This is a genomic window from Mycoplana rhizolycopersici (assembly GCF_013378445.1).
Taxonomy (GTDB): domain Bacteria; phylum Pseudomonadota; class Alphaproteobacteria; order Rhizobiales; family Rhizobiaceae; genus Mycoplana; species Mycoplana rhizolycopersici.
The window spans coordinates 32,307-54,140 of sequence record NZ_JABXYK010000025.1 but is presented as its reverse complement, the minus strand read 5'-3'; the positions used below and the strand labels follow the sequence as shown (position 1 = coordinate 54,140).

Annotated in this window: 21 protein-coding genes; 14 read left to right on the top strand and 7 right to left on the bottom strand. The window is 62.7% G+C overall.

Annotated elements, in window-relative coordinates; translation table 11 throughout:
• Nucleotides 1-294 (top strand): hypothetical protein (locus HV823_RS24685; protein WP_176952329.1); only part of this gene is annotated, 294 nt, incomplete at its 5' end.
• A 242-nt stretch (nucleotides 295-536) separates the two neighbouring features.
• Here the strand turns inward: HV823_RS24685 and HV823_RS27465 are convergent.
• Nucleotides 537-773, bottom strand: a complete 237-nt coding sequence (locus tag HV823_RS27465) for a hypothetical protein (protein WP_425487698.1) — start codon at nucleotides 771-773, stop codon at nucleotides 537-539.
• Between the two features lie 682 nt (nucleotides 774-1,455).
• On the opposite strand from HV823_RS27465, the gene HV823_RS24675 reads away from it, so the two are divergent.
• The 4 genes from HV823_RS24675 to HV823_RS24660 all read left to right on the top strand — a co-directional run bounded on the left by HV823_RS24675 (nucleotide 1,456) and on the right by HV823_RS24660 (nucleotide 6,329).
• Nucleotides 1,456-2,100, top strand: coding sequence for a DUF47 family protein (locus tag HV823_RS24675; RefSeq protein WP_176952328.1), 645 nt, complete (start codon nucleotides 1,456-1,458; stop codon nucleotides 2,098-2,100).
• Complete coding sequence (locus HV823_RS24670; protein ID WP_176952327.1) at nucleotides 2,100-3,110, top strand: inorganic phosphate transporter; 1,011 nt, start codon at nucleotides 2,100-2,102, stop codon at nucleotides 3,108-3,110. The genes HV823_RS24675 and HV823_RS24670 overlap by 1 nt, the downstream gene beginning before the upstream one ends.
• A gap of 105 nt (nucleotides 3,111-3,215) precedes the next feature.
• Nucleotides 3,216-4,022: a transporter family protein gene (locus HV823_RS24665; protein ID WP_176952326.1), complete on the top strand. Its 807-nt coding sequence runs from the start codon at nucleotides 3,216-3,218 to the stop codon at nucleotides 4,020-4,022.
• Nucleotides 4,023-4,115: 93 nt separating this feature from the next.
• On the top strand, nucleotides 4,116-6,329 hold the full coding sequence (locus HV823_RS24660) for an adenylate/guanylate cyclase domain-containing protein (RefSeq protein WP_176952325.1): 2,214 nt from the start codon (nucleotides 4,116-4,118) through the stop codon (nucleotides 6,327-6,329).
• A gap of 36 nt (nucleotides 6,330-6,365) precedes the next feature.
• Here HV823_RS24660 and HV823_RS24655 read toward each other — a convergent pair whose 3' ends face one another.
• The gene (locus tag HV823_RS24655) at nucleotides 6,366-6,863 is read right to left on the bottom strand and encodes a YHS domain-containing (seleno)protein (RefSeq protein ID WP_176952324.1); all 498 of its coding nucleotides are present in this window, start codon (nucleotides 6,861-6,863) and stop codon (nucleotides 6,366-6,368) included.
• Nucleotides 6,864-6,904: 41 nt separating this feature from the next.
• Nucleotides 6,905-7,471: an ankyrin repeat domain-containing protein gene (locus HV823_RS24650; RefSeq protein WP_176952335.1), complete on the bottom strand. Its 567-nt coding sequence runs from the start codon at nucleotides 7,469-7,471 to the stop codon at nucleotides 6,905-6,907.
• 328 nt (nucleotides 7,472-7,799) lie between these two features.
• Here HV823_RS24650 and HV823_RS24645 point away from each other — a divergent pair, with 328 nt between their 5' ends.
• The 3 genes from HV823_RS24645 (at nucleotide 7,800) to HV823_RS24635 (ending at nucleotide 11,314) form a co-directional block, all read left to right on the top strand.
• Nucleotides 7,800-9,251, top strand: a complete 1,452-nt coding sequence (locus HV823_RS24645) for a DUF3300 domain-containing protein (RefSeq protein WP_176952323.1) — start codon at nucleotides 7,800-7,802, stop codon at nucleotides 9,249-9,251.
• A gap of 22 nt (nucleotides 9,252-9,273) precedes the next feature.
• Complete coding sequence (locus tag HV823_RS24640; RefSeq protein WP_176952322.1) at nucleotides 9,274-10,236, top strand: DUF2950 domain-containing protein; 963 nt, start codon at nucleotides 9,274-9,276, stop codon at nucleotides 10,234-10,236.
• Nucleotides 10,237-10,483: 247 nt separating this feature from the next.
• On the top strand, nucleotides 10,484-11,314 hold the full coding sequence (locus tag HV823_RS24635) for a shikimate dehydrogenase family protein (protein WP_176952321.1): 831 nt from the start codon (nucleotides 10,484-10,486) through the stop codon (nucleotides 11,312-11,314).
• Between the two features lie 41 nt (nucleotides 11,315-11,355).
• Here HV823_RS24635 and HV823_RS24630 read toward each other — a convergent pair whose 3' ends face one another.
• Complete coding sequence (locus tag HV823_RS24630) at nucleotides 11,356-12,423, bottom strand: Gfo/Idh/MocA family protein (RefSeq protein ID WP_176952320.1); 1,068 nt, start codon at nucleotides 12,421-12,423, stop codon at nucleotides 11,356-11,358.
• Nucleotides 12,424-12,663: 240 nt separating this feature from the next.
• Between HV823_RS24630 and HV823_RS24625 the strand changes: the two genes are divergently transcribed.
• The 6 genes from HV823_RS24625 (at nucleotide 12,664) to HV823_RS24600 (ending at nucleotide 18,487) form a co-directional block, all read left to right on the top strand.
• Nucleotides 12,664-13,563: an NAD-dependent epimerase/dehydratase family protein gene (locus tag HV823_RS24625; RefSeq protein ID WP_176952319.1), complete on the top strand. Its 900-nt coding sequence runs from the start codon at nucleotides 12,664-12,666 to the stop codon at nucleotides 13,561-13,563.
• A gap of 360 nt (nucleotides 13,564-13,923) precedes the next feature.
• Nucleotides 13,924-15,051 (top strand): ABC transporter substrate-binding protein, encoded by a 1,128-nt coding sequence (locus tag HV823_RS24620; RefSeq protein ID WP_176952318.1) that lies wholly within the window; start codon nucleotides 13,924-13,926, stop codon nucleotides 15,049-15,051.
• Between the two features lie 98 nt (nucleotides 15,052-15,149).
• A complete protein-coding gene (locus HV823_RS24615; RefSeq protein WP_176952317.1) occupies nucleotides 15,150-16,028 on the top strand; it encodes a branched-chain amino acid ABC transporter permease in 879 nt (292 codons plus the stop codon).
• A complete protein-coding gene (locus tag HV823_RS24610; RefSeq protein WP_176952316.1) occupies nucleotides 16,025-16,999 on the top strand; it encodes a branched-chain amino acid ABC transporter permease in 975 nt (324 codons plus the stop codon). The genes HV823_RS24615 and HV823_RS24610 overlap by 4 nt, the downstream gene beginning before the upstream one ends.
• A complete protein-coding gene (locus tag HV823_RS24605) occupies nucleotides 16,996-17,763 on the top strand; it encodes an ABC transporter ATP-binding protein (RefSeq protein ID WP_246301941.1) in 768 nt (255 codons plus the stop codon). The genes HV823_RS24610 and HV823_RS24605 overlap by 4 nt, the downstream gene beginning before the upstream one ends.
• 1 nt (nucleotide 17,764) lies before the next feature.
• Nucleotides 17,765-18,487: an ABC transporter ATP-binding protein gene (locus tag HV823_RS24600; RefSeq protein WP_176952315.1), complete on the top strand. Its 723-nt coding sequence runs from the start codon at nucleotides 17,765-17,767 to the stop codon at nucleotides 18,485-18,487.
• Between the two features lie 81 nt (nucleotides 18,488-18,568).
• Here the strand turns inward: HV823_RS24600 and HV823_RS24595 are convergent, their stop codons facing one another.
• Genes HV823_RS24595 through HV823_RS24585 form a run of 3 tightly spaced genes read right to left on the bottom strand, consistent with a single transcriptional unit; the run spans nucleotide 18,569 to nucleotide 21,790 of the window.
• Nucleotides 18,569-19,312, bottom strand: a complete 744-nt coding sequence (locus HV823_RS24595; RefSeq protein ID WP_176952314.1) for an SDR family NAD(P)-dependent oxidoreductase — start codon at nucleotides 19,310-19,312, stop codon at nucleotides 18,569-18,571.
• Nucleotides 19,305-20,084, bottom strand: a complete 780-nt coding sequence (locus HV823_RS24590) for an SDR family NAD(P)-dependent oxidoreductase (protein WP_176952313.1) — start codon at nucleotides 20,082-20,084, stop codon at nucleotides 19,305-19,307. Before HV823_RS24590 ends, HV823_RS24595 begins: the two co-directional genes overlap by 8 nt.
• Entirely contained in the window at nucleotides 20,081-21,790 is a 1,710-nt protein-coding gene (locus HV823_RS24585) for an FAD-dependent oxidoreductase (protein ID WP_176952312.1), read from the bottom strand. Before HV823_RS24585 ends, HV823_RS24590 begins: the two co-directional genes overlap by 4 nt.
• Nucleotides 21,791-21,834: the final 44 nt, after the last annotated feature.

The window sequence follows — 21,834 nt, the reverse complement described above, 5'->3', positions numbered from 1 at the left end:
ATCGTCGGCGCGGTGCACGGTATGTGCCTCTATCTCGGCCTCGAATTTGTTCGCAACAGAGAAACGCTGGAGCCATCCACGCAGGAAACAGCCGCCATCTGCAGCAGGCTTCTCGACCTCGGCGCCGTCATGCCGCCGACCGGCGACTATCTAAACGTGCTGAAGATAAAGCCGCCACTTTGCCTGTCCCGCCAAAACGCCGATTTCTTCGCGGACATGCTGGCAAGGGTGTTGGAGGAGGGGTGGCAGGCCCAGACGCCTCCAAACTGCCGTTCCGCAGTCAGTCGATGCTAAGTCGCGGCGGCAGGACAGTTCCATAAGACACATTACACGATTTTTTCATGTAGAGGCTATTTAGTAATGCGACAGTTGGGGCAGTCAGAGATGCGACAGTCTCGCCTCTCGACGCGCTGATCAATATCAACGTCGGGAGCAAGGGTGGCGACCCTCAGCCTGGTCGAGACCATGAGCGGTCGGAGTCGTCATGTCCTGTTTGATCACCATGTCGCAGAAAGAGTTGCATCGCCTCGAAGTCATCAGAAGATCCGCGACGCGCGCCTGAGGTTGTCCACGCGGCTGAGTTGCTCGACCTCAGTCGAAGTCAGGTCCACAGGCTGCTGCAGGCCTATGATCAGGATGGTCCGGCCGGTCTGCGCCACAGCGAGAATTTCCGCAATGCAGCGCCGGATCTGATCCGCGAACGCTATCTGGATTTCGGTCCGACGCTGGCGCGCGAGAAGCTGATCGAGCTGCACCGGATTTCGGGTCGCCAAGTAGACGCTGCGTCAGTGGATGACCGAGGCCGGAATTTGGAGGCCGCTGGCTGACCATGAGAGTCAAACGGATCATAGGTTTGGCATTCGTGACGGTAGCACAGCCAACGGCTACCAGAAGCGCGGCCGCAAGCCCGGCCGTAGGACGGATTCATGAACGATCCGGCGGTGATTGCGCGACGAGAGAAAGCGTTGATGAGGGAGACAGCGGCGGAATAAAGAGCGTCAATGCACGCCGATGTCGCTCTGCGTATCCGATTCCAACTGCAGGCAAGCTGGCCAAAGTGGCGTCCATCGGCCTGACATTGAGGTCGCTGAGACAAGGCTGATTGCGGATTGCTGATTTGCGATGCAAATTGGCAACATGGGACGCGGGCCTTGGCAGCTTCGCGGAAATCCACATCGGGGGCAAAGCTATCTCCGCCGCCGGCGTCATCGACAACGAAACCATGAAAATACGGCCGAGTGGCTCTGCGCCGACGCTGTCTTTGTTCGTACGAGAGCATGGTATCGAAATAGGCGCGCCGAAGACTGCAGGCAATCAACCGCTACCCCAAAAGGCAGTGAATTAAGGCAGGAGATGCCGGAAGGGTAGCCGATTTCCGGTATTTCGCGTCTTTTCATGGCGGCCGCATTCCGTTAAGGCGCTGTCATAAAACTGTCATATATGGGAAAACGCCACGTGCTGAGTTGGTTTCGCGCCTTGATGCCCCGGGAAGACCGGTTCTTCGACATGTTCGACGCGCATGCGAAAACGGTGGTCGGAGCGGCGGAGGCGCTGGAGAAGGTTCTCGCCGGAGGGCCTGAAATAGAAAAGCATTGCGACCGCATCGTCGAACTCGAGGACAAGGCCGACCATATCACGGCCGAAGTGCTGCTCGCCGTTCGCAAGAGCTTCATCACGCCCTTCGACCGCGGCGACATCAAGGACCTGATCCAGTCGCTCGATGACGCCATCGACATGATGCACAAAACCGTCAAGACAATCCGGCTGTTCGAGCAGAAAAGCTTCGATCCCGGCATGCAGGAAATGGGCGCGATCATCGTCAAGGCGGCCCACCTGGTGAGCGAAGCGATACCGCAGCTCCATAAGATCGGCACGAATGCACCGCGCCTCAATGCGATTGCCGAAGAGGTGATGCGCATCGAGGGGCGGGCCGATGAACTGCATGAAAAAGGGCTGAAGGACTTGTTCCAGCGCCATGGCGCGTCCAACCCGATGGCCTACATGATCGGCAGCGAACTCTACGGCGAGCTTGAAAAAGTCGTGGACCGCTTCGAAGACGTGGCCAATGAAATCAGCGGCATCGTGATCGAGAACGTCTGATGGACGCCACCCTCGCCCTGCCTCTGCTGGTGGCGCTCATCGGCATCGCCCTGCTGTTTGACTTCCTGAACGGGTTGCACGACGCAGCGAACTCGATCGCCACGATCGTCTCGACCCGGGTGCTGCGGCCGCAATACGCGGTCATGTGGGCCGCCTTCTTCAACTTCATCGCCTTTCTGTTCTTCGGCCTGCATGTCGCAGAGACGATCGGCCGGGGGATCATCGATCCCGCGATCGTCTCGCCGGCGGTGATCTTCTCGGCCCTGATCGGCGCGATCATCTGGAACGTCGTCACCTGGCTGTTCGGGATCCCGTCCAGTTCCTCGCATGCGCTGATCGGCGGGCTCGTGGGCGCGGGGCTTGCCAGAAGCGGTTTTGATTCCATCGTCCTGTCCGGAGTGCTGAAGACGGTCGGCGCGATCTTCATGTCGCCTGCCATCGGCTTCTTCCTGGCGCTGATGCTGGTGTTGCTCGTCTCCTGGATCTGCGTGCGCCAGACGCCGTTTGCTGTCGACAACAGCTTCCGCGGGCTGCAGTTCATATCCGCCTCGCTCTATTCGCTCGGGCACGGCGGCAACGATGCGCAGAAGACGATGGGCATCATCGCTGTCCTGTTGTATTCGCAGGGGCATCTCGGATCGGAATTCTATGTCCCCTTCTGGGTGGTGATCACCTGCCAGGCGGCGATTGCGCTGGGCACGCTGTTCGGGGGCTGGCGAATCGTCCACACGATGGGCTCGAAGATCACCAAGCTGAACCCGATGCAGGGCTTCTGCGCGGAGACCGGCGGCGCCATCACCCTCTTCGCTGCCACCTGGCTCGGTATCCCGGTTTCGACGACGCACACGATCACCGGCGCGATCATCGGCGTCGGTGCTGCGCGGCGCGTCTCCGCTGTGCGCTGGGGGCTTGCCGGAAACATCGTCGTCGCCTGGTTCGTCACCCTGCCCGCGGCTGCCGTCGTATCCGCCCTCACCTACTGGGTGGTCGGCCTCTTCGGTGGGCACTGAACCGCGCCGGCCGGCCGCACGCTCCCCCGAGGCCCTTGCCAGGCAACGAAGTTGAAGGCACGTTTCACGTCGACAGATTCGCACGTGTGCATCGGGGAGACGGGTATGGCAGCGAAAGCAGATCTGGCCGGTGCCGTGCTGTTTGCGTGGATGGTATCCTGTGGCACGGCCGCGGCGCAGGATAGCAGTGCGGATCTTGCCAAGAAGCTGACCAATCCCGTCGCATCGATGATCAGCGTGCCGTTCCAGTTCAATTACGATCGCGGGTTCGGTCCGGAGGACGGTAACCGGGAGACGCTGAACATCCAGCCCGTCATCCCGATCTCGATCAACGAGGACTGGAACGTCATCTCGCGCACGATCATGCCGCTGATCTGGCAGAACGACATCGCCGGTCCGTCCGGCCATCAGTTCGGCCTTGGCGACATCACCCAGAGCCTTTTCCTCTCTCCCAAGCAACCCGGGCCAGGCGGTCTGATATGGGGCCTCGGGCCGGTATTCCTCATCCCCACCGCGACCGACGAACTGACCGGTAGCGGCAAATGGGGAGCCGGCCCGACGGCGGTGGCGCTGAAGCAGCAAGGCCCGTGGACCTACGGCATGCTTGCAAACCACATCTGGTCGTTTGCCGGCGAGGATGATCGCGTCGACGTCAATTCGACGTTCCTTCAGCCGTTTGTCTCCTACACGACGCCCGATGCCTGGACCTTCACGCTGAACACCGAGTCGACCTACGACTGGGAGGGCGACCAATGGTCGGTCCCAGTCAATTTCACCGTTGGCAAGCTGGTGAAGTTCGACAAACAGCCGGTCAGCTTCACCGCTGGACTACGCTATTGGGCCGATGCGCCGGAAAATGCCCAGGAGGGTCTCGGTTTCCGGTTCGTGGTGACCTTCCTGTTTCCCCAATAAGGCCGTACCGAAGGCGAACCGGGCGAAGCACATGGTCGTAGCCGCCAAGCTGCTGTAGCATGTGCAGACTGCTAGCTTCGTGGATTATTGCCTATGGAGCGTCATCTTGCCGCCGTCATGATCGCTGACGTCGTGGGTTACAGCCGACTGAGTCTGGTCGACGAGGAGGGGACGCGCGCTCGTTTCAAGCGCGATCTTGCCGAAGTCTTTTCGCCCGCCTTCGAGATGCATCACGGCCGGCTGGTGAAGACGATGGGCGATGGGCTGCTGGTCGAATTCCGAAGCGTCGTCGACGCCCTGCGCTGCGCAATCGAGGTTCAGAACGCCAAGCGCGAACAGGAGGACGACACGCCCGTTGACCGCCGGCTGCAGTTCCGCATCGGCATCAACTTGGGCGACGTGATCGTTGAGGGCGACGACATCCACGGCAACGGCGTCAATATCGCCGACCGGCTCCAGACACTGGCAGAGCCGGGCGGTATCGCCCTTTCTGGCAGCGCCCACGATCAGGTGCGGGGGCAGACCGATGCGGCGTTCACCGACGTCGGGCCGCAATGGGTCAAGAACATCGATGATCCCGTCCACGTCTACCTCGTACTGTCTGATACGTCCCGAAGGGGCGTCAGTTCACGACTCGTCTACCGCAGGAACCGAAAGCATGTCGCCTTCACTGCGGCAGCCGTAGCAATCCTTGTCCTGGCCGGCGGGGTGGCGTGGTTGCAGCCTTGGCCGTCGACGGCCGATACCGCAGGCGAACGTATCGCCTATCCCCTCCCCGACAAGCCCTCGGTCGCCGTCCTGCCCTTCATCAACGTGACCGGCGACAGGGAGCAGGATCATCTGGCGCAAGGACTGACTGACGACCTCATCACGGAACTTTCAAAGGTCTCCGGATTGTTCGTGATCGCGCGCCACTCCGTGTTTGCGCTTGCGGAGGCGGGAGGGGGAGCGCAGGGCGCCGCCGGCGAACTGGGCGTAAAGTACCTTCTCGAAGGAACGCTCCAGCGCGCGGGCGTGCAGTTGCGTATCAATGTGAAGCTGATCGATGCCGTCTCGGGCCTGTCGCTTTGGGCGGAGCGATACGACAGGAAGTTCGCCGATCTCTTCGCCGTTCAGGACGACGTGATCGCCAAGATCATTTCCGCGCTCGAGATCCGCATCAGCGAGGGCGAGCGCAACCAGATTGCCCGCATTCCAACCGACAACCTCGAAGCCTACGACTTCTACATGCGTGCCGAGCAGCAGGGGCCGAGCTTCGGAGACGTTCAGAGCTACCGACAGGCCCTGTCCTACTATCAGAAGGCGATCGACCTCGATCCGCGCTTCGCCGATGCCCATGCCGGCATCGCCCGCATTGCGGTCGATATCTGGCGCAACGACTTCAACTACATCTGGTCGGCGGCCGTTGCACGCAAGATCGCCTATGACGCCGCCGGCGAAGCGCTGAAGCTCGATCCCGACAATGCCCGCGCTCACATGGTGCTTGCATTGCTGCAACTGGTCGACGGGCATGGCGACGAGGCGAGAGTTTCGGCGGAGCGCGCCGTATCCGCCCAGCCCAACGATCCGGAGGCCCATGCCAGTTTCGGCCTGGTCCTCGCCCTCACCGGCGATCACGCGCAGGCCGTGTCCGAGGCCGAATATTCCCTGCGCCTCGATCCGACGCCGATACCGAGCTTCAGGCTGCTCGCCGGCATCATTCTCTACATCGCCAGATCGAACGCCGCGGCGATATCGCTGATACAGGCGGCGCAGAGGGAACTACCAGGTTCGGAGTCCGCGAGCGAATATCTCGCGGCCGCCTATGCCGAAGCGGGTGACGGCCGCGCCGCCCGCGCGGAGGCGGAGAAACTGCGCGCGATGTTTTCCGAGGTCAACCTCACCTACTACAGCCATCTCTATGACTACTGGCGCCCCGACGATCTGGACTATCACCTTCGGGGGCTCCAGAGCGCCGGAGTTCCCGTTTGGCCCTTTGGTATCGAAACCGGCGGGGCCGATCGCCTGGGAGAAAGCGACCTCAAGGCCCTTGTCGACAACAGAACCTGGGCCGGACGCCACCGCAACGGAACGGAGTTCATGCAATATTTCGGCCGAACCGGCGATACCGCCTATCGCACCGCCAACACCAGCATCACCGGCAAGGCTGAGGTTCGCGGCGATCGCCTTTGCGAGCAATTCGAGGGATACTTCCTCAACCGGATGGTTTGCGGCTACGTGCTGCGCAACACCGGCGGCCACCAGCCCGACCAGGACTATGTCCACGTCACGCCGCAGGCGGCGAAGTACTTTTCCGTAACCCCGTGAAACGCTGCGCTGAGCAGTCCACCGTGACGGGCCATCTCATTGGGGGGCGTGGCGCCAGTCGACCGCGTCCTTCTCCGAAACAAGCGTCTTTTCGACATTGGCCCAGTGCTTCTGCGAGTCCGGCAGCTTGCTCGGATTCTTCTCGAAGCCTTCGGCAGCCCCCGGATCGTAGGAGATGTACAGCTTTCCGTCGATGATGCGCCAGGCCCTGGGGTCGATATTGGTCGTGACCGTGCCGAAGGACACCCCGTCGGCACAATAGCCGCCATATTGCGGCGCATACTTAGCCGGCTCCTTGGCGAAGAGATCGCGATTTTCGGCGCTTGCGAACTGCCAGGTGGCGCCGAGCCAGTCGTAGGTGAACTGCGGGGAGCCCTCGACCGCCTCGTGCTGCGTGAAATAGGCGACCGTATCGTAGCCCTTGATCGCGACGTTGCCGAAATATCCGGTATTGACGAAATCTTCGGCCCAGGCCGAAATCGGAATGGTGGAAGCGCCGAGCAAGGCCGCGGCAAACCATCTTGCAGTGCCCATGTGATCTCTCCATCGAGCGGCGTCCCGCACCTGACCGGCAGCTATTGCCGTTTGGTGCACTCGCCGTACAGCCAGTCGCCGACGATCTCGGCCTTCTGGCAAGTGGCCCCTGCCTTCAGAAGGAGGTCCGCAGCCTCCCAGTGGGACCGCCATCCCGCCTGCGTCAGCGGGGTGTAGCCATTTCGTTCCTTCGCTTCGATATCCGCCTTCTGCGCCAGGAGGAAGGCGACGATATCTGCGTGCCCCTCCTCCGCTGCGGCGTGAAGTGGCGACATGTGATAGAAATTCTTGACGTCGTTGACGTCGGCGCCCCGTTTGACCAGCATCTCGACGATATCGAGATATCCGCCATAGGAGGCGGCGTGCAACGCCGTCAGGCCGCCCTTGTTGCGGATCTCCACGTCGTTGCCGCGATCGAGCAGGACGGCCACCACATCCGGTTTGCCGGCAAGGGCGGCGATGACAAGTGCGGGTTCGCCCGTGGCGTCGGGCTCGGACAGATCCGCGCCCTTGTCTATCAGTTGTTTGACGAGCGCGCTGTTGCCGGCCTTGGCCGCATCGTGCAGCGGACCCGCAAATGACGATGCCGCCAGCGACAGCAAGGCCATGATCGATATCAAAACAGGCTTCACCGCCAAACCTCCCCAAGATCTGGTTGCGACCAGTCGGCAAGAACATGCGGCGTGCTTATATACCATGCGTGATGCCGGCCGAGCAAGAAGCGCAGGCCAATATTACAAGCGTGGCGCATCGTTGATTCCGCTATCTTTTCGCGCTTACTTGATGAATAATGAGCGCTAGGGTGTGAGCATTGCCCGTCGCGCCGGCGGCTCTAAAATTATTCTTCGAGTGGCTCCGATCGAGCGTGCACTCCAATTCGACATTGCAGCCAGACAGTTAATTTTCCCGATACTGAAGCATGGAGGGCTGAGGATCATGGGCTTCGACAGGCTTTCTCTTCAATTGCGGCCTGGCCTGGCCGTCGGCGTGCTGCTGGCATTGACCGCCAGCCCGGATTGGACCGGACCGGCATTCGCGCAACAACAGGCTGCCGCGACGTCCACGGCAACCGATCAGGCGTCAGGTGAGGATCAGAACCTCCTCACCGAAGACGAACTGGAAATCCTGGTCGCGAGGATCGCGCTCTATCCAGACGAACTGGTGGCGCTCGTCAGTTCGGCTTCCCTCTATCCGCTGCAGATCGTCGAGGCCGAGCGCTTTCTCGAGCAGAAGATCAAGGACAAGGATCTCCAGCCGAAGGACAGCTGGGACGACAGCGTCATCTCTCTGCTGAACTATCCGGACATCGTGAAGATGATGGGCGACGACCTCGACTGGACCCAGTCGCTCGGCAGCGCGCTGGCCTATCAGCAAAAAGACGTGCTGATGGCGATCCAGACGCTGCGCGACAAGGCGGTCGCAGATGGTGTCATCAAGACGGACGACAAGGTGAAGGTGGTGAACGAGGGTGACAACGTCGTCATCCAGGCGGCGGATCCGGAAAAGATCTATATTCCGCAGTATGAGCCGCAAATGCTCTACGAGCCCGGTTATGCGCCGGCGCCGATCACATACTACGACGACCCTTATCCGAGCTACTATTATCCGACTGCGCCCTATTTCGCCGCTGCGATCGCGGGTGGCGCGATCTGGGCCGCGACCGTCGACTGGGACGACTGGGGTGTCTGGGGTGGCAATTGGGGCGGCGACGTCGATATCGACTGCGACAAGTGCTTCAACGACATCGATATCGATCGCGACAAGTTCAAGATGAACGATGTCGACTGGAAAAACGTCGACCGGTCCAAGATCAAGTTCGACAAGAACCAGCTTGCCAACGTCGATCGCGACAAGTTCAAGAATGAGTTCAAGGCCAACCGCGACAACAACATTGCCAACCGGGCCAAGGATGTGCGGCGCAGCGGCGGAGACAAGATTGCCAATCGTCCAGGCAAGGTTTCCGTCGACGATATCCGCAAGAGCAAGGTGGATGCCGACCGGGCGCGTCAGCGCGCGGGGAGCGCGGACCGTGGCGACGTCCAGCGCCGCGCGGATGCCCCGCGCCGGGACGGCCAGGCGGCCAGTGCCCGTCGGGACGGTGGAAACGTGGCCAATCGCGCCAGCGCAGGCGGCAAGCAGAAGAGCGCGAACCGGAAGGTCACCAAGCCGAAGCCCGGAGGACAGGTGCAGAAGCGCTCGGGCAATCGCCCGTCGGCCATGGGCAACGTCAGCAGCAAGAGGCACACGCAGGTCTCGTCCAATCGCGGGCGCCAGTCGATGAGCGGCGGCGGTAATCGCAGACCGCAGGCCAGCCGGGGCGGCGGTCGAGGCGGTGGCCACGCCCGTCCCCCACGCGGCGGCGGTGGTCGCGGCGGCGGTCGTCGTTGAAGATAGCGATCAGGAGGCACAGATGTTGAAAAATGCGCGTATCAGGATCGCATCGTCGGTGTTCGGAGCGGTTGTTCTTGGTGGAACGGTCTTCTCGCCGGCGGTTCTGGCGGCGGAGCCGGCAGAGGACCTGTCGCTTGACGATTTCATCTCGGCCCAGGAACCGCCGGAGTTTGCCACGCCGGAGCAGGCCGTCGAGGCATTCAAGGCGGCAGTAGACAGCAGCGACTTTGACAAGGTCGCGGAGCTTCTCGGCCTCGAGCCGGCCAGGGCAAAGGCCAGTCCAGGCGCGATGGACACGTTTGCCGACATCCAGGCCGGCGTGAAGGAGAAGGTGGTGCTCGATGACCAAGGACCGGACAAGGTCCTTGAGATCGGAAACATTCTCTGGCCGCTCCCCTTCCCCCTCGTGGAAAAGGACGGGAAATGGGCCTTCGACACGCATGCCGGGCTGGACGAAATCGCGGACCGTCATGTCGGCGAGAACGAGCTGGAGACGATCGACACGCTGAAGGCTTATGTCGATGCGCAGGAGGATTATGCCTCCGAAGACCGCGACGGCGACGGCGTGCTCGAATATGCGCAAAAGGTTGTCAGCAGCGAGGGCCAGAAGGACGGGCTTTATTGGCCGTTGGAGCAGGGCGACGGCGAGGAGAGTCCCGCAGGACCGGCGCTTGCCGATGGCGACGCGCTCGAAAGGGCCAAGGCTGGGGAAGGGTATCACGGCTATCGATACCGCATCCTGACCGGCCAGGGCGACAATATCGCCGGCGGAAAGTATGACTACGTCATCAACGGCAACATGATTGCCGGCCACGCCCTTGTGGCCTGGCCCGTCAACTACGGCCTCACCGGCGTGAAGACGTTCCTCGTCAACAAGAACGGCATCATCTACGAGGCCGATCTCGGCGAGAATACGGCGCAGATCGCGTCGAAGATCCGCACATTCAATCCGAACGACGAATGGGACATCGTCAGCGAATAGGACGTCCTTGGTCTTTCCGCAGGTCGGTTTCGTCGGAAAGGCAGGACTCCCATCGGCGCGCCGCACCTAATAAGGCTCGCCGCGGCCGTCGCCGACGCTCGCCCACCAAGTTCGACCGCCATAACTTCATGTTATGATTGCTGCAAACTGGGTATTTGCCGTTAAGCGTCATTTCGGAAATGCTGCTTTTGACCCTGCGGTCGGGCAAAGCCCTGACCCTACGCGCAAGGGGAGGAAAGGGCAGCCCATGACTGAAACCATCCGCCTCGGTCTGGTGGGCGACAATATCGCAAAGTCGCTTTCTCCACGCCTGCATATGCTGGCCGCCGCGCAGAACGGACGCCGCGTCGTCTACGACCGGCTGATGCCCGCCGAACACGGCATGACGTTCGAGGCGTTGTTTGACGATGTGTCCGCTGCCGGTTACCGCGGCGTGAACATCACCTACCCTTACAAGGAAAACGCTGCCGCCCGGGTCAAAATCGATGATCCGCTCGTCGCTGCCATCGGCGCCGTCAACACGGTGCTGTTCGATGAGGGTGGGCCGCACGGCTTCAATACCGACTACTCAGGCTTTGTCGCTGCCTATCGACGAATTCGCGGCGACGCCCTGCCCGGTACGGTGTTGATGATCGGTGCGGGAGGGGTCGGCAAGGCGATTGCGTTTGCACTTGTCGCGCTCGGCCTTCGCGCATTTCACATCGTTGATCGTGACGTGTCGCGAGCGGAATCACTCGCTCAGGCGCTGAAGGCCGCTCGTCCCGATCTGCTGACGGAAACGGGCGCGGATGCTGCCGTCCTTGCCAGGGGCGTGGCCGGACTGGTGAATTGTACGCCGGTCGGCATGGTCGGCCATGAGGGCACGCCGCTTGCGCGCGCCGCCATGGCCGGCGCTCAATGGGCTTTCGACGCGGTCTACACGCCTCCTGAGACGCGGTTCCTGCAGGATGCGGACGCGGAGGGTCTGCAGGTCATATCCGGCTACGAGCTCTTTATCGGTCAGGGCGTCGATGCCTGGCGCATCTTCACCGGTCTGCCGGTCGACGAGGTACGCCTGCGCGAGGCGATGGCTGATTGAAACGTGTTTCAGTCTGACTTGCCACCACCCCGCGCAGGTGCTCAGCCCCTGACGTCGAGCGGCGAAAGGTCGACAGCCACGGCACGTCCGCTTTCGGCTGCCGCGCGAATGGCATCCAGTACGATCAGATTGGCCGTCGCGTCGCGCGCGGAGACCAGTGGCGTGCCGCCTTCCCTGATCAGGTTGCCGAAGTGCCGGAGTTGCTCCTCGTAAGGATCGGCCGCCTCCACTGCGAGCTTTGTCGGCTGCAAGCGGCGCGTCCAGTCCGGCTCGCCCTCCGGCTCCCAGAGCGTCAGGTCCGGGAGGGACAGTCCGGCCCGGCTCCCCGCGTAGTGGTGGGCGGTCACCGGATGTGCCGGGAAGCGGACGGGATTCTCGCCCGCAGTCAGATCCCAGGCCCACGGTCCTGTTGCCGCATCCGAGATGCATAGTGTCGCCAGGCCGCCGTCCGCAAAGGTCAGCGCGACAGCGGCGGTGTCCTCGACGGCAAAGCCGCGTCGGCCGTTGCTGGCAATCGCCTGTACAGTGGCCACTTGTCCGAAGAAATGCCGAAGCAGATCGATTTCGTGGACGAGGTTGATCAGCAGCGGCCCCCCTGCCCCAGGCGTGCGGCGCCAGGCCGCCTCGAAATAGGAGGGCGGCTTGGCGAGCGAGCAGGTGACAGTGGCCATTACGAGATTGCCGATCCGGCCGGCATGGATGGTTTCGTGCGCCTTGCGGATAATCGGATTGTGGCGGCGATGATGGCCGACCAGGAGCGGCCTGCCAGTCTCCTCGGCGATTTCGATCAACCGAAGGGCGGAGGCGAGGCTCTCGGCCACCGGCTTTTCCAGCAGTACGGGAATTCCCGCTTGCAACAGGGCTTCGGAGATTGGCAAATGGGTCTCGTTCGGCGTGGCGACGATGGCCGCATCGGCAATTCCCGACTCGATCAAGGTGGCTGTGTCCGGGAGGCAGGGCACGCCCAGCGATTGGGCAAGGGCTGCGCCGGAAGGTGCCGGGTCTATGATCGCTGCAAGGTGCAGGCCCTCCATCCGGGTCAGCGTGTCGATATGTGTGCGTCCGATGGCACCGGCACCGATTACTGCAACGCCGATTGATCCTGTCATGATATCCTCCCTGATCTGCCTTGAGGCTACCAGCGCAGCCATAATAATGGAATTGAAGTTTATTATTGAATGACATTCTATTTTTTGCAATATTGACCCCCGCTGGCCGATGCCGGTGCCATTTTGGGAGGAATGCTGGATGGGAGCCGTATGGGCGACAAAGGTATGTGCACCTCATGCCGCGCGTAGTCCGGCTTGCGCCTGCGTGTGGGCCGGAGTGATGCACAGGGACTTGCCGGCATGAGCCGGATACTCGTCACCGGCGGCACAGGTTTCGTCGGCTTGCGCACGATTGCAGCGTTGCACCGTGCCGGTCACGGTATCCGTGTGTTCGATCTGGCGCCGAGGCCCGATCGCCTTCCGCCCCACGCCGAGATCGAGGTCGTTACCGGCGACATTACGGACACGGCGGCCGTTCTCGCCGCGGCAAGCGGTTGTACCGGAATCGTTCACCTCGCCGGCCTCATGACCGCCGATTGCGCCAAAGACCCGCTGCTCGGCGCGCGCGTCAACCTGATCGGCAGCCTCAACGTATTCGAAGCGGCAAAGGCAGGTCGCCTTCCCGTCGCTTATCTGAGCACCGCCGGCGTCTTCGGGCCGGAGGATCCGATCCACCCGAAGCCCATGACCATTTACGGCGCGACCAAGCTCGCGGTCGAGGGTGCTGCGCGGGCCTTCAACATCGATCATGGCGTGACCAGCTTCGGCTTGCGGCCGTACATCGTCTATGGGCCCGGCATCAGCGCAGGAATCGCGGCCGGTCCGTCGATCGCCATCGCGGCCGCAGCGCGCAAGGAGCCGGCTGAAATCCGCTTCTCCGGCCGCGTCGGCTTCGTCCATGTGGACGACGTCGCGCGTATGATGGCTGCGGCAATGTCGGCGCCGCTGACCGGCGCAACCGTCGTGACCATGGCCGGGGAAACAGCCGAGATGACAGAATTCGTCTCCGAGCTTCATCGCCAGACCGGATGGTCGGATGTTGCCATCAGCGGCGATCCGCTGCGCATTCCCGCCGATCTTGCCTCCGATCCTGTTCCCGAATTTCTGGCTTCCCAGCCCGTGACTGGCATAGCTGCCGGAATTGAAAGGTCGCTCGCTGAACTGCGGCACGTTGCCGGCAAGGAATCGTCCAATGTTTAGCGACCATCGTCCATTTTCCGGATGCAGGCGGCGTGATTTCTTCTAGGATCAAAGGTGGAGCCGGGCGAATGATCTTCAGGCCGGGGTTTCCGCAGGTCTGGAAACTTTGAAGCCAATGTGTGGATAGGTCCCAACGACAGTGGGCGCTTAACATGATGTTATGCAAAGAGCCCAATCGGTATTCGTCAACACGCCGTCCGAGCGGATATGGTGACACAAGTTGTCCATCTGGGAGGATGGGGAGTATCGACTAAAAGAAATCGCGGCGCCGGGAGGAGATCAAGGTCGCCGCGTTCCGAGAAGCAGTCCGTTGGCCTGTCGCTCGGATCGTCAGCAATGATCATTATAGGGAGGAACGCAATGATCAGAAGACTTCTTTCGACAGCGGCCCTGGTGATGGCGCTTGGCGTCGCACCGGCACTCGCAGAACTCAAGATCGGCTCCATCATCGAACTGTCCGGCGCGGGTGCTGCGGCTGGCACGAACTTCCGCGACGGCGTGAAGATGGGCTTCGAGGAGATCAATGCCCAGGGTGGCATCCTGAAGGAGCAGGTGTCCGTCCTCGAATACGACAGCCAGACCGATCCGCAGGTTTCCCGCGCCATGGTGCAGAAGGCCATCGACGATGGCGTCTATGCGATCACGGGCACGGTCTTCTCGTCGTCCACGGTGGTGAACATGCTGGTTGCCAAGCAGTACGGCATTCCACAGTTCACCGGCTCCGAGGCGCCTTCGATCACCGCCAAGGGCAATCCGTACATCTTCCGGACCGCGTTCGGCTCGCAGAAGGGCGTGCCGAAGATGGTCAAGTACATGGTCGATAACATGGGGGTGAAGAAGGTGGGCGTCGCCTGGGCGAACACCGAATTCGGCAAGGGCGGTCATCAGGCATTCGTCGCGGAGATGGAGAAGGCGGGCATTCCGATCGTGATCGACGTGCCGGCCGAGCAGGCGCAGGCCGACTTTTCCGCTGACGTTCTGAAGCTGAAGAATTCAGACGCCGACGCCATCTTCGTCTATTTCACCGAAGAGGAAAGCGCCCGCTTCCTGCGCGAGGCGCGCAAGCAGGGTATAGATAAGCCGCTGATCGGCGAAACCACGCTGATCGGGCACAAGGTGATCGAACTGGCCGGTGATGCCGCCAACGGTGCCATGGGCCATGTCGGGCTCACGCCGGATGCCAACATCCCTGCCCTCACCGAAATGGTCGAGCGCTTCAAGACGAAGTACAACTACACCCCCGACCACAACGCCATCAAAGGCTATACCGCTGCCTGGACGTTGAAATACGTCACCGAGATGGTCGGTAGCCCGGACAGCAAGGCGATCGCCGAAAAGCTGCACGGCCTGACGCTCAAGGCTTCCGAGTACCCGGGCGTCCTGATGGACGTCAGCTGGGACGAGACGGGCGAAATGTCCCGCGAGAGCTTCTTCGTGAAGGTCGAAAACGGCAAGCAGGTCGTGCAAGCAATCCTGCCGCCGAACTAAGCCTGATCGGCACCCTCAATGCCGGCGGCGGATGACGCCGCCGGCCGCTACTCATCATTATTCGCAGAGCCGACCAACAGCCCTTGAAGGACGAAACCATGGCCGAGCTTATCCAGATTCTCGTTTCCGGCCTCGCCGCCGGTTCCATCTATGCGCTCGCCGCCGTAGGCTTCACGCTGCTTTGGCAGGCGTCGCAAACGATCAACTTCGCCCAGGGCGAGTTCGTCATGCTCCCGGCCTTCTTCGTGCTTATTGGCATGACCGTCCTCGGCCTGCCGATGTGGACGTCCATCCTGCTGGCACTGGTTCTGTCGCTGCTGATCCTCGGCGTGGCGTTCAAGCGGCTCATCGTCGAGCCTATGCTGCCGCACGGCACTCTGCCGCTCGTCATCGCCACCATCGCACTCGGCCTGCTTCTGAAGGAGAGCGTGAAGGAGTTCTACGGGGCCACCGCCCAACCCTTCCCTGCGATCTTCCCGCAAACCGTCTACAATGTCGCCGGCGCCAGCGTTTCGGTGCAGGACATCTGCAACCTTGTCGTCTCGATGCTGGCGATCGGCGGCCTGCAGCTGTTCTTGAACCGCACCCGGACGGGCCGCTGCATGCAAGCCAGCGCCCAGAACCCTGCCGTGGCCGAAATTCTCGGCGTCAACGTCAAGCGCATGGTGCTCTACACGTTTCTCATCAACGCCGCCCTTGCCACGATCGCGTCGGTCCTGATCTCGCCGATCTATCTCGCCAAGTTCTCGAACGGTGAGACGCTGGGCCTCGTCGCCTTCATCGCCGCCATCGTCGGCGGCTTCAACCAGATCCGCGGCGCGCTTGTCGGCGGCCTGCTGATCGGCGTGATCGACAACCTCTCGGCTGTCTACATCTCCGCCCAGTATCGCGCCGCCATGCCGCTCCTGCTGCTTATCGCCATCATCCTGCTGCGCCCGCAGGGGCTGCTCGGCACCCCGGAAGGGAGAACCGTATGACCCGCTATCAGCCCATTCTCATCGCACTCGGCATCGCGGCACTGCTCGTCGCGCCGATCGGCCAGGGCAACTACATCATCTACACGCTCTGCTCGTGGCTACTGTTCTCGATCGCGGCCATGGGCCTGAACCTGACGCTCGGCTATGCCGGACAGGTCAGTCTCGCCCAGGCCGGCTTCATGGGCATCGGTGCCTACATCACCGCGCTGATGACGTTGAACGGCATCCACTGGAGCGTCGCGGCGCTGATCTCGATCTTGTCGAGCTTCGCCGTCGGTCTTCTGCTCGGCTATCCGGCGCTGCGCGTTCAGCATCACTTCCTGGCCTTCGTGACGCTCGCCTTCAACACACTGCTCTTCCTGGTCCTGCGCAACGAAGAGGAGATCACCGGAGGTTCGTTCGGTCTGGTCGGCATGGAACGCCCCACCTTCTTCGGCATCAGCACGGACAGCAACCTGGCCTTCTACTATTTCTCGCTGGTCTGCTTCCTGCTGGCTGCAGCGGCCATGTGGTGGATCCTGCGCTCACCGTGGGGCCGCGCCTTCAAGGCGCTGCGCGAGAACCCGATCCGCGCAGAGAGCCTTGGCCTCAAGATCCGTCGCCAGACGCTGCTCGCCTTTGCCATCGGCTCTGCCTTCGGTGGCCTTGCCGGTGCGCTGCAGACCCCGCTCGTGCAGTTCATCGAGCCCAGCAGCTTTGCCCTCATCCATTCGCTCAAGCTCCTGCTGATGGTGGTCGTGGGTGGCTCGGGCTTCTTCTTCGGCCCGATGCTCGGCGCTGCCGTCGTCATTCTGCTGCCCGAGATGCTGCGTTTCACCGAAGGCTACTACCTGATCATCTACTCGGCGCTTGTGATCGTGCTGATGGTCTATTCGCCGAACGGCCTGATCGGCCTCGGCCAGAAGCTCGCCGAAAAGATCAAGCCCCGGCAAGAAGCCCGCCGCGATCTGAAGCAAGGGGTCCAGCTATGAACATGCGTGCCGACAACACGAATGCACCCATCCTCTCGGTGCACAACATTTCGAAGCAGTTCGGCGGCATCCGGGCCGTCAACGGGGTCAGCTTCGATGTCCGGAAGGGCGAGATCCTGGGCCTGATCGGACCGAACGGCTCCGGTAAATCCACGCTCTTCAACTGCATCCTTGGCCAGCTCAAGCCGACCGAGGGGCATTGCGAGATCAACGGCCGCTCGACCGACGGCGTGCGCCCGGCGGACCTTTCCCTGATGGGGGTTGGCCGGACCTTCCAGCAGCTTTCAGTCTTCCCGAAGATGAGCGTGCTGGACAACGTTATCCTCGCCGGCCAGGAGCATCAGGGCTCGATGCTGTCGCGCCTGCTGGGCAAGCCGGACGCAGGCCTGACCGGGAAGGCGGAGCAGCTGATCGAATTCTTCCGCCTGACGCCTTACCGCGACACGCCAGCCGGCTCCCTCTCCTACGGCCAGCAGAAGCTCGTGGATGCCGCGATGGCCTTCATGGCAGGTCCAGGAATCGTTCTGCTCGACGAGCCGGCCGGTGGGGTGAACCTGACCATGCTCGGGCACCTGAAGGAGCGGCTGGTCACCTACAATCGCGAGCACGGGACGACCTTCGTCGTCATCGAACACAACATGGAGTTCGTGATGTCGCTTTGCACCCGTATCATCGTTCTGGCACAGGGCGAGATCATCGCCGAGGGGACGCCGGATGAAATCCGGTCGAACCAGATGGTCATCGACGCATATCTCGGAGGCTGACATGCTGGAGCTGAAGAACATCACCGGCGGTTATGGCCGCATCACGATCCTCAACGGCACCTCCTTCAGCATCCCGAAGGCTTCGATCACAACTGTGATCGGGCCGAACGGTGCGGGCAAGTCGACCGTTTTCAAGGCTATTTTCGGCCTGCTCAGCATCCATTCCGGCGATATCCTGCTGGACGGCGAAACGGTGACGCGCAAGACGCCGGCGCAGATGATCGCCCGCGGCGTGACCTATGTCCCGCAGGGACGCAACGTCGTGCCGCAGTTGTCGGTGCTGCACAATCTTGAACTCGGCGGCATCACCTCGAAGGACCAGGCGAAGGTGAAGCGCCGCATGGAAGAGGTGATGGATCAGTTTCCGATGCTGCGCGAGCGCAAGGACCAGAAGGCCATCGAGCTTTCTGGCGGCCAGCAGAAGCAGCTGGAGATCGCCCGTGCGCTGCTGCTCGATCCCAAGCTCATCCTGATCGACGAGCCTTCCATCGGGCTTTCCCCGAACCTGGTGCAGGAGGTCTTCCAGACGCTCATCCGCCTGCGCGACCAGGGTGTGACCATTCTGATGGTCGAGCAGAACGCCAAGGCGGCGCTGGCCATGTCCGACTACGGGCTTGTCCTCGAGCTCGGCCAGACGCGGATGTTCGACAAGGCCGACAAGCTTCTCAAGGACCCGCGCGTCGGCCAGCTCTTCCTTGGCGGCCATATCGAGGATGCCGCCTGATCTGAATTTCTCCCAAGACGAGAGGAAACGCCCGGCGACCATCGCCGGGCGTTTCCTTTTTCACGGGCTCGCCCCGTGGTGTTAGGTGGAAGCGTCTCCGAAATCACCGAATGCCGTCCAGCCTCCGTCGACCGGCAGCACCGCGCCGGTGATGCCGGAGGCAAGCGGCGAGGCGAGAAAGGCAACGGCGGCGGCCACTTCCTCGGCCTGGATCAGCCGCCCGATGGGGGTCCGCCGGCGCAGCGTGGGAAGATCGACGCGGCCGGCGTCCGCAAGCTTCCGGACGAGCGCCGTCTCGACGAAGGCGGGCGCCACGGCATTGACCCGCACGCCGCTTCCCGCCCACTCGCAGGCCATCGCCTTGGTCATGGCGACGATGCCCGCCTTTGCGGCGCCGTAGGCGTTGCGCTTCGGCAGGCCAGTGAGGCCGGCGATGGAGGAGAGGTTGACGATGGCGCCGGTACCGCGCGCGACCATTCCTCTGGCCACTTCGCGCGACATCAGGAACGTACCGGCGAGATGAACGTCGAGCACCTTGCGAAAGGCGGTGACGTCCTGCTCCAGCGTCGGCAGATGGCTGTCGCCGATACCGGCATTGTTCACCAGCACTTCGAAGGGAGCGGTTGCGGCAACCATCGCAGCCTGCGTCTCGTCGGAAATGTCGCAGGCGATGCCCCGATGCCCCGTACCGAGTTCCGCCGCCCGATCAGCCGCCTTCGCGCCGTCGAGATCGGCAATCGTCACGCGATGACCGGCCTGCGCCAGCGCCCGCGCTATTGCCAGACCGATGCCCTCGGCTCCGCCCGTCACCAAGGCCTCACGCATAGCCCGGCCTCGGTACCAGCCCCATGAGCGATTGCGACAGCCCGCCATCGACGACGATATCCTGGCCGGAGACGTAGGAGGCACGCGGCGAGGCCAGGAACAATGCCACGTCGGCCATGTCCTGCGGCGTGGCGATGCGGCGCAGCGGCACCATCTGCTCGCGCTGTGCTTTCACCTGCGCATCCCGATAGAAGGGCTCGGACATCGGCGTGCGCACCAGGCCGGGGCTGAGCGTGTTCGAGCGGATGCCCATCGGTCCCCATTCATAGGCAAGCTGGCGCGAAAGCATCAGGATCGCCGCCTTGGAGGCGGAATAGGCGCCGCTCGCCGGCTGCGGATGGGATCCGGAAATGCTGGCCACATGCACCAGCGCGCCCTGTCCGCGCGCCATCATTCCGCGCCCGAAGGCCTGTGCCGCTGCCAGATAACCGTTGAGGTTCACGGCCAGCATAGCGGACCAATCCGCCTCGGAAATGCTCTCCAGCAGACCGGGACGCAGAATGCCGGCATTGTTGACCAGAATGTCAGCACCGCCCGCAGCTTCGACCTTCTCTGCCGCAGCTGTGATCTCGTCGGCCCGGGCGAGGTCGCAGCCGAGCGCAAACGCGCCCCCCCCGAGTTCTGCGACGAGCGGCGCGGTGCGCTCCGTATCACGATCGAGGGCGACGACACGCGCACCCTGTTCGGCGAAGGCGCGGGCCAGCGTCTGCCCGATGCCGCCGCCGGCACCTGTCACCACCACCGTCTTGCCTGCCAGTCCCAGCCAGCTCATGCAGCGTCCTCCCTGCTTGCAATTTCGGGCGCAATGCCCGCCAGATACCGTCCCGTGATCCATCCGAACGTCATCGCCGGGCCGAGGGTGATGCCGGCGCCGGGGTAATTCCCTCCCATGATTGATGCGCGGTCGTTGCCCACGGCGTAGAGGCCGGCGATGGGCCGCCCCTGCCGGTCGATTACCTCTCCGGGAACGTTGGTCTTCAGGCCGTCGAACGTGCCGAGATCGCCCATCTCCATCTTCACGGCGTAGAAAGGGCCTTGCTCCACCGGTGCCACGCACGGGTTCGGCTTGTTGTCGGGGTCCGCCAGATAGCGGTTGAACGAGGTTTCTCCGCGATGGAATTCAGGATCCCGGCCTGCGCGCGCGCCCTGATTGAAGGCGGAGACGGTTGCTTCAAGGCCGGCTGCGTCGATGCCGCAGGCACGCGCCAGATCCGCAAGCGTCTTGCCCTTTTTCAGGTAGCCCGATCGCGTCCAGGGCAGAAGCGGCATCGGCGCAGGTTTCGCGTGGCCGAGCCCATACTTGCGGATGGTGCGGTGATCGCAGATCAGCCAGGCAGACGCCTCGCCGGCGGCGACCATCGCCGCGCCGACGTCGTGATAGCTTTCGCTCTCGTTGACGAAGCGCCTTCCGTTGGAAAGCACGGCGATCATGCCCGGCTTGTAGCGGTCGAGAAGATGGGGAAAAACGCCCTTCCCTGGCACCCGGCTGACCGGCATCCATGCGGCCGGCTGCGGAAACTCCGCCTCGAACGCACCTCCGGCTTCTTCGCCCAGCCGGATGCCGTCGCCAGTGTTGCTCTCCGGCACGGGTGAGTAATGTCCGGCCCCGGCCTTCAGGTGCGTATAGACGCCGGCGCGGCGGGCGAGATCCTGCGCATAGCCGCCGCAGGCGAGCACGACGCCGCGCCTCGCCGTGATCGTTCGCGGCTCGCTGCCGCCAACCGCGGCGCCGCTCACGCGGCCATCATCCTTCGTCAGGCGCAATGCGGGCGTTTCGGTCAGGATCGGTATGCCGAGGTCGAAGCAGCTCTTGGCAAGCCGGGCCGCCAGCGCATTTCCGCTGGTCACCTGTACGCCGCGACCATGGCGGACCACTTCGCCCGCATGGGCGGCGAGCCGTTTCAGCACGTAGGCGAACGACGTCAGCGACTTCGTCGCGTTGAAGAAGTGCTTGATGTCGGCATTGGAGGAATTGAACATCATCCCCATGAAGGTGATGGTCGAAAGCGGCGGTCGCAGCCGCTTGAGATTGTCGCCCAGCGTGCTCGTATCGAAGGGAGCGGCAAGGACGGAGCGGCCGATGTCGGCGCCGCCCTCCACGGTCGGATGATAGTCGGGGTAGAGTGTGGGGACGAAGCGGACGTCGGTCTCTGCCTCGAACCAGTCCAGCATCTTCGGGCCGGCCCCGAGGAAGGCGTCGACCGCGCCCTCGTCGAACCAGTTTCCGGTTTCGGCTTTCATGTAGCGCCGTGCCGCCTCGCGGCTATCGGTCGGGTTGTTTATCTTGCCATGCCGGTTTCCGGGTATCCACAACACCCCGCCTGAGAAGGCGGTCGTTCCACCGAATACCGGCTCCTTCTCGATGACGATCACCGAGAGCCCGTGCTTCCTGGCAGTGATGGCGGTGGCGAGGCCGCCGGCGCCGGATCCAATCACAAGCACGTCGCAGACGTGCCGCCCCTCGCTCGACCGCTCCATCGCTTCCTCCCTGTGGCGCATGACGTGAGGATTTGCTACCGCAC

Bases quoted from the DNA above. Each gene is read 5' to 3' on its own strand.
- HV823_RS24670 (WP_176952327.1), top strand. From the start codon at position 2,100: ATGGACGCCACCCTCGCCCTGCCTCTGCTGGTGGCGCTCATCGGCATC.
- HV823_RS24665 (WP_176952326.1), top strand. From the start codon at position 3,216: ATGGCAGCGAAAGCAGATCTGGCCGGTGCCGTGCTGTTTGCGTGGATG.
- HV823_RS24660 (WP_176952325.1), top strand. From the start codon at position 4,116: ATGGAGCGTCATCTTGCCGCCGTCATGATCGCTGACGTCGTGGGTTAC.
- HV823_RS24655 (WP_176952324.1), bottom strand. From the start codon at position 6,863: ATGGGCACTGCAAGATGGTTTGCCGCGGCCTTGCTCGGCGCTTCCACC.
- HV823_RS24650 (WP_176952335.1), bottom strand. From the start codon at position 7,471: ATGGCCTTGCTGTCGCTGGCGGCATCGTCATTTGCGGGTCCGCTGCAC.
- HV823_RS24645 (WP_176952323.1), top strand. From the start codon at position 7,800: ATGGGCTTCGACAGGCTTTCTCTTCAATTGCGGCCTGGCCTGGCCGTC.
- HV823_RS24640 (WP_176952322.1), top strand. From the start codon at position 9,274: ATGTTGAAAAATGCGCGTATCAGGATCGCATCGTCGGTGTTCGGAGCG.
- HV823_RS24635 (WP_176952321.1), top strand. From the start codon at position 10,484: ATGACTGAAACCATCCGCCTCGGTCTGGTGGGCGACAATATCGCAAAG.
- HV823_RS24630 (WP_176952320.1), bottom strand. From the start codon at position 12,423: ATGACAGGATCAATCGGCGTTGCAGTAATCGGTGCCGGTGCCATCGGA.
- HV823_RS24625 (WP_176952319.1), top strand. From the start codon at position 12,664: ATGAGCCGGATACTCGTCACCGGCGGCACAGGTTTCGTCGGCTTGCGC.
- HV823_RS24620 (WP_176952318.1), top strand. From the start codon at position 13,924: ATGATCAGAAGACTTCTTTCGACAGCGGCCCTGGTGATGGCGCTTGGC.
- HV823_RS24615 (WP_176952317.1), top strand. From the start codon at position 15,150: ATGGCCGAGCTTATCCAGATTCTCGTTTCCGGCCTCGCCGCCGGTTCC.
- HV823_RS24610 (WP_176952316.1), top strand. From the start codon at position 16,025: ATGACCCGCTATCAGCCCATTCTCATCGCACTCGGCATCGCGGCACTG.
- HV823_RS24605 (WP_246301941.1), top strand. From the start codon at position 16,996: ATGAACATGCGTGCCGACAACACGAATGCACCCATCCTCTCGGTGCAC.
- HV823_RS24600 (WP_176952315.1), top strand. From the start codon at position 17,765: ATGCTGGAGCTGAAGAACATCACCGGCGGTTATGGCCGCATCACGATC.
- HV823_RS24595 (WP_176952314.1), bottom strand. From the start codon at position 19,312: ATGCGTGAGGCCTTGGTGACGGGCGGAGCCGAGGGCATCGGTCTGGCA.
- HV823_RS24590 (WP_176952313.1), bottom strand. From the start codon at position 20,084: ATGAGCTGGCTGGGACTGGCAGGCAAGACGGTGGTGGTGACAGGTGCC.
- HV823_RS24585 (WP_176952312.1), bottom strand. From the start codon at position 21,790: ATGGAGCGGTCGAGCGAGGGGCGGCACGTCTGCGACGTGCTTGTGATT.